At 27.8% G+C, this 13,082-nt stretch carries 12 protein-coding genes; 1 reads left to right on the top strand and 11 read right to left on the bottom strand.

Annotated features, from left to right (window positions below):
* Nucleotides 1–23 precede the first annotated feature (23 nt).
* The gene (gene secG, locus SHELI_RS00440) at nt 24–329 is read right to left on the bottom strand and encodes a preprotein translocase subunit SecG (protein ID WP_069115823.1); all 306 of its coding nucleotides are present in this window, start codon (nt 327–329) and stop codon (nt 24–26) included.
* A 107-nt stretch (nt 330–436) separates the two neighbouring features.
* A complete protein-coding gene (locus SHELI_RS00435; RefSeq protein ID WP_069115822.1) occupies nt 437–2,020 on the bottom strand; it encodes an ATP-binding cassette domain-containing protein in 1,584 nt (527 codons plus the stop codon).
* A 117-nt stretch (nt 2,021–2,137) separates the two neighbouring features.
* Here SHELI_RS00435 and SHELI_RS00430 point away from each other — a divergent pair, with 117 nt between their 5' ends.
* A complete protein-coding gene (locus tag SHELI_RS00430) occupies nt 2,138–2,536 on the top strand; it encodes a rhodanese-like domain-containing protein (protein WP_069115821.1) in 399 nt (132 codons plus the stop codon).
* A 29-nt stretch (nt 2,537–2,565) separates the two neighbouring features.
* Here the strand turns inward: SHELI_RS00430 and SHELI_RS00425 are convergent, their stop codons facing one another.
* The 9 genes from SHELI_RS00425 to uvrA form a co-directional block, all read right to left on the bottom strand.
* A complete protein-coding gene (locus SHELI_RS00425; RefSeq protein WP_069115820.1) occupies nt 2,566–2,787 on the bottom strand; it encodes a helix-turn-helix domain-containing protein in 222 nt (73 codons plus the stop codon).
* A 1-nt stretch (nt 2,788) separates the two neighbouring features.
* On the bottom strand, nt 2,789–3,727 hold the full coding sequence (whiA, locus tag SHELI_RS00420) for a DNA-binding protein WhiA (RefSeq protein ID WP_069115819.1): 939 nt from the start codon (nt 3,725–3,727) through the stop codon (nt 2,789–2,791).
* Nucleotides 3,728–3,756: 29 nt separating this feature from the next.
* Nucleotides 3,757–5,133: a prolipoprotein diacylglyceryl transferase gene (locus SHELI_RS00415; protein ID WP_069115818.1), complete on the bottom strand. Its 1,377-nt coding sequence runs from the start codon at nt 5,131–5,133 to the stop codon at nt 3,757–3,759.
* 54 nt (nt 5,134–5,187) lie between these two features.
* Nucleotides 5,188–6,120, bottom strand: coding sequence for a thioredoxin-disulfide reductase (trxB, locus tag SHELI_RS00410; RefSeq protein WP_069115817.1), 933 nt, complete (start codon nt 6,118–6,120; stop codon nt 5,188–5,190).
* Nucleotides 6,104–7,483, bottom strand: coding sequence for a prolipoprotein diacylglyceryl transferase (locus tag SHELI_RS06065; RefSeq protein WP_198146098.1), 1,380 nt, complete (start codon nt 7,481–7,483; stop codon nt 6,104–6,106). The genes trxB and SHELI_RS06065 overlap by 17 nt, the downstream gene beginning before the upstream one ends.
* On the bottom strand, nt 7,476–8,408 hold the full coding sequence (gene hprK, locus SHELI_RS00400) for an HPr(Ser) kinase/phosphatase (protein ID WP_069115815.1): 933 nt from the start codon (nt 8,406–8,408) through the stop codon (nt 7,476–7,478). Before hprK ends, SHELI_RS06065 begins: the two co-directional genes overlap by 8 nt.
* Nucleotides 8,409–8,490: 82 nt before the next feature.
* Nucleotides 8,491–9,156, bottom strand: coding sequence for a folate family ECF transporter S component (locus tag SHELI_RS00395; RefSeq protein WP_069115814.1), 666 nt, complete (start codon nt 9,154–9,156; stop codon nt 8,491–8,493).
* Nucleotides 9,140–10,243, bottom strand: coding sequence for a Mur ligase family protein (locus tag SHELI_RS00390; RefSeq protein WP_069115813.1), 1,104 nt, complete (start codon nt 10,241–10,243; stop codon nt 9,140–9,142). Before SHELI_RS00390 ends, SHELI_RS00395 begins: the two co-directional genes overlap by 17 nt.
* Nucleotides 10,236–13,079 (bottom strand): excinuclease ABC subunit UvrA, encoded by a 2,844-nt coding sequence (uvrA, locus tag SHELI_RS00385; protein WP_069115812.1) that lies wholly within the window; start codon nt 13,077–13,079, stop codon nt 10,236–10,238. Before uvrA ends, SHELI_RS00390 begins: the two co-directional genes overlap by 8 nt.
* Between the last annotated feature and the right edge of the window lie 3 nt (nt 13,080–13,082).

Here is a 13,082-nt window from a genome sequence, read left to right as displayed (position 1 = left end):
CTTTCTTTTAAAAAAACATCTTTCTAAGATGTTCCAATTATTAATAAATTTGTTACAACTCCAATAGTAATAGTGACTGCAAACATTATAAATCCTAAACTAAACATTCAAATAGACATTGTTCTGTCCATTCCTCTTTCCTTAGAGTTTGAGAATAATTCATCATTACCCCCATTTAATGCACTCAGTCCAGTTTGTGAAGTTTTATTTTGAATCATACCAACTGTTATCATTAAAATTGAGACTACTAATGCAATTATTTCAAATGCAAAAACTATTCTATTTCCAGTCAATTTTTCTGATGTACTTGCAAGTAAATCAACAAACATAATCTTCCTCCTATCTTAGCTGTTATTAATAAATTATTAACATATTTCTATATGATTTTAAACCATTATTATTAGTAATACAATGCAATTAAATAAAATTATTAAGTTTAAAGATTAATAATTTTATCAAAATGCGATAAATATTTATCATCTATTTTATGTGTTACAAGAATAACGGTTTTTTTGTTATCTAATAAAAACAAATCTAAAACCTTATTAGAACTACTTTCGTCTAATGCAGATATGATTTCATCTAAAAAATATCAACTTTTATTTTCCAACAATCCTCTTATAATCGAAAATCTTTGTTTTTCACCACCAGAGAAATTTGAGCTATTATCATCAATTTTTGTATTTAACCCTTCGGGTAATTTTTCTAACAGTTGATTTAGACCAAGTAACTCAAATAAACTTAATACTTGTTTTTCTTCTGCAGATTCATTTGCTATTTTAAGCATATCTATCAATTTACCTTTGCTAAAAACAATATCTTGACTTATGTATGAACATAAAGATCTTATATCATAAGCTTCAACTTCTTGTTCATTAACATACACTTGACCATTGCTTCTAAAAGAAGGATTAAACAATGTTTTTAATAAAGTGGTTTTTCCTATACCACTTTTACCTTTAATAAGAACCTTGTCTCCCTTGTTAATTTTTAAATTGAACTTTTCTATAATTAAATTAGAACTATTTTTGTATTTAAAATCAACATTTTTAAACTCTATAGTTTTTAAATCTTCTCCAATAACAGTATTATTATTGATTTTATTATCCTGTTTATAATTTGAAAGATAAACTTTTCTGTGATTTATTATATTCATTAGTGCTTTTGCACTTGAACTACTAAAAAAACAATAAACACTTGATAAAATGTTTAGTGTAAATATTAAACCAATATTCATAATATATCCAGCTCAATACATTCAACAAAAAAATATTATTAAAATAACCTGTCCAAGAAAAACAACAATTTCATCTAAAAACCTAGTTGTGGATATTACGTTTTTCATTTTCTGGTTCTTAACTTCCAACTTTTTTGATCCTTCAACAATTTGGTTAATAAGCTTATTTGTTTGGTTCATGCTTCAATATACTCAATATGAGTTGTAAGTATCTTTTGTCGTTTGCAAAAATTTATCATTTTCCTCATTAGCTACATTTATTCTTTTTTGTCCAATTTTAGACATTAGCATCGGAATAACTAAAACTAGTAATGAAAGAATCATCACAGCCAACATTGCTATTCAACTTATATATAACAAAAAACCATAACTTATTATTATTGCTATGATGCATCTAGAAATATCAAAAATTGATGTAAAATAATTGTCTGCCAATTGGTTAATTTTAGTTGAATTAATATTTATAAACTCTCCTGTATCTAAACTAACTTTGTAATTCTCTGTAAAAAAGTTTTTTGCTGTTATGACTCTAAGTTTTGTGTTAATTAACTTAATAGATTGATTTAAAATCAATTGACTAAAATATTCAAATAATAAATGTGCAATTATAAATGCACAACTAGCTATAGATGAGATTAAAAATTTACTGGTATCGTATTCTTGAACTCCCTCAATTATAAACGAAAAAGAATAAGTCATTGCAATATAGCATGAATTACTTAAAAGTTGAATTATTGAGTAAGAAATATAATTGAATCAAATTCTTCCATTAAATAGTTTCATAGAACCTTTCCTAAAAATAATATGTGATATATTATTTTTATATTTTAAATATATAAATAAGTTATATATAATTAAAATAATTATATATCAATTAGATGCGTTTAAGGAAGTGATTATATGCAATGACTAGATTATGTTTTTAAATTTATGGCTAAAATTTTCAAAACAAATTCATTTAAGAAAAAATATAGAACAAAACCAGCTAAAAATTTTTTAAAAATACTTAAAAGTGAAAAATGACAAGTTGCTGATCTTAGAAATGTTGTAGCTTATGCTGACAATCACATAGAAAATACAATTAATCTGCCTATCCTTACATTTAATTACAAGTATTACAAAGTATTAGATAGAAGTAAAAAGATTTTATTAATAAATCATGACTACAGAAGTAATTTAAATCTGTATAGAACTCTTAAGAAAAAACATTTTAAAGTTTATCTTCTTTATTCAAATTACAATGATTTAATTTTAGAACCAGAAGTTGATAGACATACAATAATAACTATTTATGAATAAAAAAAACAAATCTTAATGATTTGTTTTTTTTAAATAGTTTGTGCGAAAAGTTCTTGAATTGTTACTTCAAGACCTGAAGCTATTTTTTGTACTGCTTTTAATGACACATTTCTTCTACCACGTTCAGTATCAGAAATGTAATTTCTGTGTAAGCCAGCTTTGAAACTCAATTCTTCTTGAGTTAAGCCTTTTTTAACACGCAATTCTTTCATATTTTGGCTAAAAATGCTTATAACATCGCTCTTAATCATATTATCCACCTATGCTTTCTGCTAGTTTTGCAATTATTTTAAACAAGTTGCTAATACCAGATTTGGTAATTTCAATGCCTTTTTCATTCATCATTTTTTCTAATTCTGAAAAAGACGCATCCTGGTGTTCCAAACGTATGTTTGCTAAATTTTGAGCCTTTTCTGACAACTCGCTAAAAAGTTTGTTATTTTTAATCAACTCTATTTGCTGAGTTTGTTTAGCCCCAGCGTTTTCAGATTTATGTTGATTATAAATATCAATGTTCGTCATCCTGTTAATATTATTTCTGACGTCTCTTGTGATCCTTGTGTTTTCGAACTCAAGCACCGATTTTGGTGCATCAATAAATCTCAAAAAATCTGAGACATACAAGGATCTTTTAATATAACAAATATATTTGTTTTTTTTTGCGATTACTTTAAAACCGAATTCAAATTGATTTAATAAATCTCTTATATATTCAGCAGACTCCAAATCTTTAGTTTGGAATTCTAAGTGATAGTTACTAGTTGCCGGGCTATTGACGCTGCCAACGGCAATAAAAACTCCGGAAATATATGCTCTTAATCAACTATGGTCAAAATCACCTTTTAAATTAATCCTTATTATTTTATCATTTTTATCAATATCATATATATAGTATTTTGATAAAAAATCATGTACATTTTCGGCGATTAGTAATTCATAAACTTTATCTTTTCTAAGTTTATTAGTTTGCTTAATTGATATTTCGATATTCCCGTCATATATAGTCTTCAATAGTGTTAGTATTTGTCTAGTAATTTTATTGGATTGTGAAGACAATCTTAAAATTGTTCCTTTATTAGTATAAAGGAACTCTCCGTTATATTTTATAAAACCCGACAAAAGCATAATCGTTTGTTCGGGGGTAAAGATGTGATCTAAAACTTCTTCTTTCACGTTTCTGGCAAATGACATTTGATCACCTACTTGTCTTCAAAATATTTTTATTTTTGTTGGTCTTTTGATGAGTTATTTTGTTTAGAAAGTTTCTCAAGTTTTTCTAAAGCTTTTTTTCTTTTTTCTTCAATTTTTGACTGTTCAACTTTTTTAGATTTTTTGAAAATTGAATTGGATGATTTATTAATAACTTCTTCTACAATTTGTTCTGTATAGAAATAAGGTTTTTCATATATGCAACCAGGTCTTCTTGTAAGGTATGGAGAAATAAATTGTGCAAGAATTATTAGTATTAAACCAAACAATCCTGTCAAAACAATTAGCGCTATAGAAAGCCCGAAATTGTACATTACAAAAAATCCTTCTTGTGATCTATCAATTTCAATAAAGAATCTTACTAAATTTCAGCATAAGAAATAAGCTCCACACTGAACACCCACTCTAGTAGGGCTGTATCCATCAGGATTATTAGCTTCTAATAAAGCCTTTCCTTGTAACCATCGTTTTTTAATCTTATTTGTAGCTGATATTTCTAAAAGTTTCTGCTCATACCAAGCATTTCTGTTTGTTTCTACTTTTGTAAAGTAGGCATCTCTTCAAATTTGAAAATAAGTATCATCTTTTAAACTTTTATTTCAAGTAAAAGCATATTTTCAAGATTTTTTTCAATCAAGATTGTATGTTTCTGGATGTACTTTTCAAGGTTTTTTACCTACCCATTTTCCAATTCCTGGAATAAATAAAACTATAAATAGATATAAGAATAAAAAACTAACTGATTCGTATAAAAATAATGGTTGCATTACATATGTTACATTATCTTCTAAGGTAAATCCATTTAGAGTTTTACCAATTCCTTCTGCTGTAGCTTTGAAAGCTAAGTTATCTTGCAATCATTTAGGCATATTACTTAAAGCATCAGAACCATAAATACCAATTGGTTTTCCTGTTAATTCATGATTAAAAAAGTTACCTCATCTACCAATTGATTGACTAATCAATATTCCAGGAGCAACACAGTCTGCATAAGTAAAAACAGAAATTCTGGTTCTTCTACCTAAGAAATAAAGAGATATAAGGGCGGCAATACCACCACCAAGAATTGCCCCGTGAATTGACATTCCTTCTTTTCAAAATGCAAATAAGCCGAAGAAACCGTAATTTCCAAGCATTGATTTACCATCTGAATTTAGTTTTCCAAAAAAACTTGCTACAAATAGTCCACTAGGAACTATAAAAATTGCTGCAATCAATATATCTTGTAAAGGAAGTTTTTTTCTTCACATTTGATAACAAGCTAAAGCAATTGCTGCTAAAACACCTAGTGTCATAGTTAAAGCATATACATGCAAAAATCCATAATCACTTTTAATGGTTCACTTTGAAGAGTCTGATTGAAACCATTCATCTAGTCAGTATTCCATTAATTTCACCTCTAACTTATAAAATTCTACCACAAATAAAAAACCTTAACTCAACTAATTAAGGTTTTCAATGTATTTAACTGCATTTTGACCAGCGATTGCACCATCCGAAACAGCTGTAGCTATTTGTCTAAGTGGTGTATCTCTAACATCACCCGCTGTAAATAGCCCTTCAATTTTTGTTGACATATTTATGTCTGATTTAATGTGATTGGTTTCGTTTAAAATTTCTTTGTTTTGAATAAATTCGGTTATTGGGTATTGACCAATAAATGGAAATACTGCACCAACTTGAATAGTTGAAACAGATTTATCGTTAACATTTTGTATTGTTACACTTTGTACATTGTTGTCACCATTAATAGTTTTCACAACACTATCAAGCACAAGTTCAATTTTGTCATTTTTATTAAGTTTATCTAATAATTTTGAGTCTACTCTAAACCCTTGTCTTCTGTGAATTAAAAATACTTTTTCTGCAAATCTTGTTAAGTAAATAGCCTCTTCAACGGCAGCATATCCACCACCGACAACAGCCATTTTTTGACCTTTAAAATTTGCTCCATCACAGACTGCACAATACGATACACCTTTACCATAAAACTCTTCTTCACCAGGCACACCTAAAGTATTTTCTTTTGAACCTGTGGAAATTATTAGTGCTCCACCAGTAATAATGTTTCCATTTGTTAATTCTACATAAAAGAATTTATCTTTTTTAAAACTTTTTAATCCAGAATATTCGATTTTTGCTCCCAGTTCAGTTGCTTGCTCTACAAATTTTAATGCAAGATCAACTCCTTGTATATTTGTATAACCTGGATAATTTTCAATATCTCCAGTTTTAACAATTTTACCCCCAGGTACATCTTTTTCTAAAACAATAACATTTAGTCCAGCTCTGCAAGCGTAAATTGCAGCTGTTAATCCTGCCGGACCTGCTCCAGCAATAATTAAATCATAATCAGCATTAGTAAGACTTTTCATATAATCAACCCTCTTCTCGCCATTTTTTTGGTGCTATAAATTGTGCAATAATTAAAACTATAATTCCTAATACAAAGATTCCACCAATTGATAAGTAGTTCATAACTGGGTTTCATTTAAAAGCAAGTTCATATCTATTTCTAAATGAGTCCAATATTAACCTTATCATTGAATAAATTATAATATAAGAACTTGCAAGAACACCACTATTTATAACAAAATATTTATCAGGATTATTAATTGCATATAACTCACTTGAGTCTCTTGTTATAAAATTTTTAAATCTTGATGAATTTGGTATCAAATCTTTAATGTTTTCCTTATAAGTATTTTTAAGTAAAATTATGTTTGCTTTCAACTTTTCTTGTTCTATTTTTTTATTTTTAAAATTCTCTTTTTCTTTTTTTATTTGTTCATTTAATTTGTATTTATAATTATTAATTTTTTCTACACTTTTTAAATATATATTGACATGATTATCAATAATCTTTTGAGCTCTATTGACATCACTTATGTTTGCTTGGTATAAAAAATAAGCCTTCATCCAAGCTTGACGTTTAGACAACCTATATAATTCTCCTTCGCTGTTGAGCTCAATTTTATATTTTATATCCTCATAAGTGTCTCTATAAACTAGTTCTTCTTTTTTAATTCCTTTTTTAACAGGAAATGCTAATGGATCAACTTTTCAAGGTTTTTTACTAAAAATTATTCCTAAATTTTTAATAAAAAATACTATAATAAATCAGCTTAGAAAAGTTCCAATCATTTCATACAAAAATAATGGTTCTCTATATATTAGTTCTTTTGATAATTCAGATGTTGAAGGGTCTGCATAGTAAAATAATCTTTGTCATACTCACGATGGTAATCATTGAAAGTTTTTTATATCAATTGGTCTACCTAAAATTTCATGGTTAAATAAATTACCCCATCTACCAATTGCTTGACCTAATAAAACGTGTGGCACTATACAGTCAGCATAAGTTCATATAGATATTTTAGTTTTATCTCTTTTTAAATAAAGAAAAACAAAACCACCTACAAATCCACATAAAAATGCTCCAAAAAAACTCATACCAGCTTCTCAAAAGAAAACTATTTTATATATTGGTATACCAGTACCCAGTTTACCAAATATAGATCCACCAATTACACCAGCACCCACAACGATATAAATTGCGTTCATAAAATCTTTCATTGGCATTTTTCTAGTTCATAGGTTTATGGCACAAGCCATAACAGTAACCATAACTCCTATTGTTAAAAAAACACTATATAAAAATGAAAACTTATCACCATCTCCATTTCCATTTTTTCAAGCATCTCAAAACGGATTATCTGAAGCTAAAGAATTAATCATCATCACTAAACTCCTTAACTCTTTCTGTTAATAAAGTCGCATCATCTTCATACAATCCACTTAGTGTAATTTTTAATTTTGATACTGCGGTTTCTATTATGTTTTGAATATTTCTACCAGATGATACTGGTATTTTTAAGTATGGTACATCTGTTCCTAATATTGAATATGTATTATAAACATGACCTAATCTATCTGAATCATCAACACCATCTTTTTTGAAAATTGATAGCTCTACCACAAGGTCCACGGGTGATTCGTCCATTATGACTTTATAACCATTGGTTTTAGCAACATCAATTATTCCAATACCTCTAACCTCTACTAGATTTTTTAAGATTGGGTGGCTTCTACCATATAAATTACCTGCTTTTTTGGTAACAACGATTCTGTCATCTCCTACAAATAAGTGGTTTGATTTTATCAAATCCATTGCCAATTCTGATTTACCAATACCTGATTCCCCAATTAATAATGTACCTTTACCAAAAATATTTATAAAAGATGCATGCATCTCTTCTGAAGGTGCAAAGTAATCATCCATTAGATCCAAAATATCTTTTGTAAAATCGCTTGTCGAATCTGATTTAGTTCTTAAAATGGGTACATTCATCTCTTCTGCTATTTTTATTAGTAACTCATCTTCAAATTTTTTTGTTATAACTATTCCAGGAATATTTTTTTTCATTAATAGCACATATCTACCCCTTCTGTCATTTTCACCAAAATTTTTAATATAATTAAATTCTTTTGTTGACATTAAGATTAATCTATGTGATTTTTCCCCTTGTTCAAAATATCCTGTTAATTCTAAACCTGCTCTATTTATTCCATAAACTTTTATAATATTATCTATATTTTGTTCTCCTGATAAAACTTCTAAATCCAACTTTTCAGCAATTTTTTTTAAAGTTAGTTTTTTCATATGAACACCCCACTATTTGTATTATATATTAATGATAGACTATTTAAAAAATCTTTATAAATAAAAAAGTCTTGATAGACTTTTAATTTATTAACGCAAGTTCTTGATTTTGCTGATTTCTGAAACACCAAATATATTCATTTTGTCATCTATCAAGAAGTTTTTTCACAACTCTAAATGAAAAATATGTTACACTTATGTAAATCGGTAGAGCTATTGGAAGCTTAATTAACTTAGCTATCATATCCAATCAAACTAAATCTCCTTTTCATGAATACATTCAAATTTGATTTAATACCAAGCTTTGTAAAACATAAGGAATAGAATATAGAAGAGCTACTTTCAAAAATAATCTTTTTTCTGATTTTATCAAAAATACTAAGGCTCCAAAAAAACCTAGAACTGCTTTATTTAACATATAACCCGCATGATATCCAAAAGAGTTTGGTATTACATTACCAATTGAATCAATTGAAATACCAGATATTACTCCGCATAAAGGACCAAAACACATTCCCAATAAAAATATAATTCAATCACCAAAAGCTAACCTAACATTACCAAATATAGGTATACTATAACCAACAAAATTTGTAAGTGCTACACTCACAGCTCCAAAAGTTGCCATGATTGTTATGTGTTTAATTGAAATTTTTTTAAATGTAAACCCTTCTAGGGCAAAGGCTAAAATTAGCATGCCAAGTACCAATACCAAACCAATAACATTTGTACTAATATATCAAATCATTTTTTTCCTCCTTATATCAATCATATACTAAAGGTATAAAGTATAAACTTCCACACACTAAAATGTTACAATCGCTATTTTTTAAAAATTCTTTTCAGTCGTAAACTTTATTTTTTGCATTGACTAAATTTAAATCTCAGGCTTTCATATGGTCAAACTTTGTTACATAAAAATTTTTAAACCTACTATCCAAAAATTTAACCATATCATTATTTTCTCTACCTACACTAGAGCCAAATAATATTGTAAACTCTTCTATATTTTTAATTGATTTCACAAGTTCTTGAGCACCATCTAAATTGTGACAACCATCTATTATGAAAAGTGGATCTTTATTTAATATAGTTTGTCTTCCTAGAGGCGGCTCTGTATTTATATCATAAGTTATACCCAAACTTTCTAAAACTTTTTTGGCTATTCCTTTGTTATATTTTTGATATGTCTTGTCATCAAAGTCTTCACAAAAAATTATTTCATTACTTGTATACTTCTTAAAATGTTCCAAATAATTATAATTTTTTTTGGTTGTATATATTTTTGAGTTATGTTTAGCAATTTTTATTTTATTTTCAATTATGTTTTCAATTTTGTTTCCTAAAACTTCTATATGGTCTAATCCAATAGACGTTACACAAACACAAATTTGATTATTAAATACTGATGTAGCATCTTTTACACCACCAATACCAGCTTCAATAACTGCTATTTCAATTTTTTTAAAATTAAAATATTCAATTGCAATAAAAGTTCAAATTTCAAAAAAAGTTAATTCATATTTTTTAAAAAGATCAAAATTATTACCAATGCTTTTCTTCAAAAAATCATCTGGTATAAATTCATTGTTTACTTGTATTCTTTCGTTGTGATAAAGAAAAGCCGGTGATGTAAATAGACCTACATTTCTATATTTTTGAAATAAATTTTTGTAAATAAATGTTGATGTAGATCCTTTACCATTTGTACCAACAACATTGATAACTTTAAAATTATCTTGCGGGTTATTTAGGTCTTCCAACAATTTTTTTAAGTTATACTGCTTTCTAAATAAAATACTTGATGGTATTATTTCTTGACTAACACTAATCATTCAAATATTCTCTCAAGTATTTTGCTGTATAACTCTCTTTGCTTGTTGCAACTTGCTCTGGAGTTCCAGTGGCAAGTATTCTTCCACCACCACTTCCTCCTTCTGGACCCAAATCAATTACATAATCTGAAACTTTTATAAAGTCAAGATTGTGTTCGATTGTTAAGATTGTATTACCCTGATCAACTAAAATATTTAAAACTTGAATTAATCTTTTTACATCATCAATATGTAAACCGGTTGTTGGTTCATCAAGTAAGAATAAAGTTTTTCCAGTAGATTTTTTAAGTAAAAAAGTTGATAACTTAACACGTTGTGCTTCACCACCAGAAAGAGTGGTTGCATTTTGACCTAATTTAATATAGCCAAGTCCAACAGCTAAAATAGTATCAAGTTTATCTTTTATCTTAGGAATATTTTCAAAAAAGTCCGCTGCTTCTTGAACTGTCATATTAAGTACATCTCAAATATTTTTAGATTTAAATTTAACTTGTAAAGTCTCATCGTTATATCTTTTACCTTCGCAAACTTCACACATAACTTCTACAAATCCTAAAAATTGCATGTCAACTCTTACAACACCATCTCCTCAACATGCATCACATCGTCCACCAGGTACATTAAAACTAAATCTTCCTTTTTTGTACCCTCTCATTTTTGCTTCTGGAGTTGCTGCAAACAAATCTCTTATGTCATCAAAAACTGATGTATATGTTGCTGGGTTAGATCTTGGAGTTTTTCCAATTGGATCTTGTGAAATGTAAATTATTTTATCTATATTCTCTGCACCTTTTATTTTTTTATACTTACCTGGTCTAATAAATTCTTTTGCTATTTCTTTTTTTAAACCTTTATAAATTACTTCTTCTAGTAAGGTTGATTTTCCACTACCACTAACTCCAGTTATAGTAACAAATTTTCCCAATGGAATAGTTACATCGATGTTTTTTAAATTATTTTCTGATGCACCTAGTATTTCTAGTTTTTTTCCATTACCTCCTCTTCTATTTTTTGGAACTGGTATAGAAAGTTTTTTAGACAAGTATTTTCCCGTTAATGAGTTTTCATTATTACAAATATCATCATAAGTTCCTTCTGCAACTACTTCTCCACCGTTTACTCCTGCCCCCGGTCCGATGTCAACAATTCAATCTGACTCTTTCATTGTATCTTCATCATGTTCAACAACAATTAATGTATTACCTAAGTCTCTTAGTTTTTTTAATGTTGTGATTAGTTTGTCATTATCTCTTTGGTGAAGTCCAATTGAAGGTTCATCTAAAACATAAAGCACTCCAGATAACTTTGAACCTAATTGCTTTGCTAGTCTAATTCTTTGAGATTCTCCTCCTGATAAAGTTGTAGCACTTCTAGAAAGTGTCAAGTAGTTTAAACCAACTTCGTTTAAAAAACTTATTCTTGATAGTAATTGATTTAAAACTAAGCTAGCAATTTTTTGTTGATGTTCAGTTAACTCCAAGTGTAGTAAAAAATTTAACTCATCTTCAATTGTCATATCAACAAAGTCTGCTATGCTTAAACCATTTAATTTTACACTTAAAGCAATTTCATTTAGTCTTTTACCATCACAAGTTTTGCAAACTTTGGATGACATAAATTTTCCATAGAATTTTCTATTTTCCTCAGACTTGGTACTTAAATATTTTCTTTCAATTAAAGTTGCTACACCTTCTACATAATTAAATCTATTTAAAACATTCCCACTTGAAGAGCTTATAGATCTTTCAATGGGCTCATCGCTACCATAAAAAATTGCTTGTAATTGATTTTCTCTTAGTTGATTTAATGGAGTGTCTATGTCTACTAAATAATAATCACATAAAAACTTAAAGTCTTGTCACTCTAAATTTTGTGTATCAACTATATTTTTAAAATAAATTATTGCACCTTGTCTAATAGAAAGATTTGTATCTGGTGCAATTAATCCTAAATCAGCTTCTAAATTAACTCCTAATCCTGAACAAGTTTCACATGCTCCATTTTTTTTGTTAAAAGAAAATAAATTTGGTTCTAAATTGGGTATCATAAAACCACATTCTCTACAAGAATATTTTGTTGAGTATAAAGTTGTTAAATTATCTTTTTTAGGATAATTTATTTTTATTAATCCATTTGAATAAGTTAGTCCAACTTCAATTGCAGAATAAAGTCTTGATTGCATATCTTCATCTTCTAAATTGTAAACTAATCTATCAACTACAATATCAATGTCGTGTCTTTTATTTCCTTCTAACTCAATTTCTTCATCCAAGTTTCTTACTTCACCATTTACTAAAACTCTAATGAAACCTTCTCTTTGTAATCTTGAGAATAAATCTTTGTGAGTTCCTTTTTTATCCCTAACCACAGGAGATAAAACATAAACTTGTTCACCATTTGTTGTTTTACTTTGCATTGATTTGACAATTTCTTTTAATGATTGACTTTCAATTTTACCGTGCCCATTTATACAATAAGGTGTTCCAACGTTTGCATAAAGTAATCTTAGATGATCATGAATTTCAGTTGTTGTTCCAACCGTTGATCTTGGATTATGACTTGTTGTTTTTTGATCGATTGATATAGCTGGACTAAGTCCTTCAATATCATCTACATCAGGTTTTTCAGTTGACTTTAAAAATTGTCTAGAAAAAGATGAAAGTGATTCTACATATCTTCTTTCCCCTTCAGCATAAATTGTGTTGAAAGCTAAAGATGATTTTCCACTTCCAGATAATCCAGTGAAAACAATTAATTTATTTTTTGGTACTTCAATATCAATATTTTTTAAGTTGTGCTCTCTTGCACCTTTAACAATTATTTTGTCTAGACTCATAAC

This window comes from Spiroplasma helicoides, assembly GCF_001715535.1.
Lineage (GTDB): Bacteria > Bacillota_I > Bacilli_A > Mycoplasmatales > Mycoplasmataceae > Spiroplasma_A > Spiroplasma_A helicoides.
The sequence above is the reverse complement of the archived record's forward strand: the minus strand, read 5'-3'. Positions and strand labels throughout refer to the sequence as shown.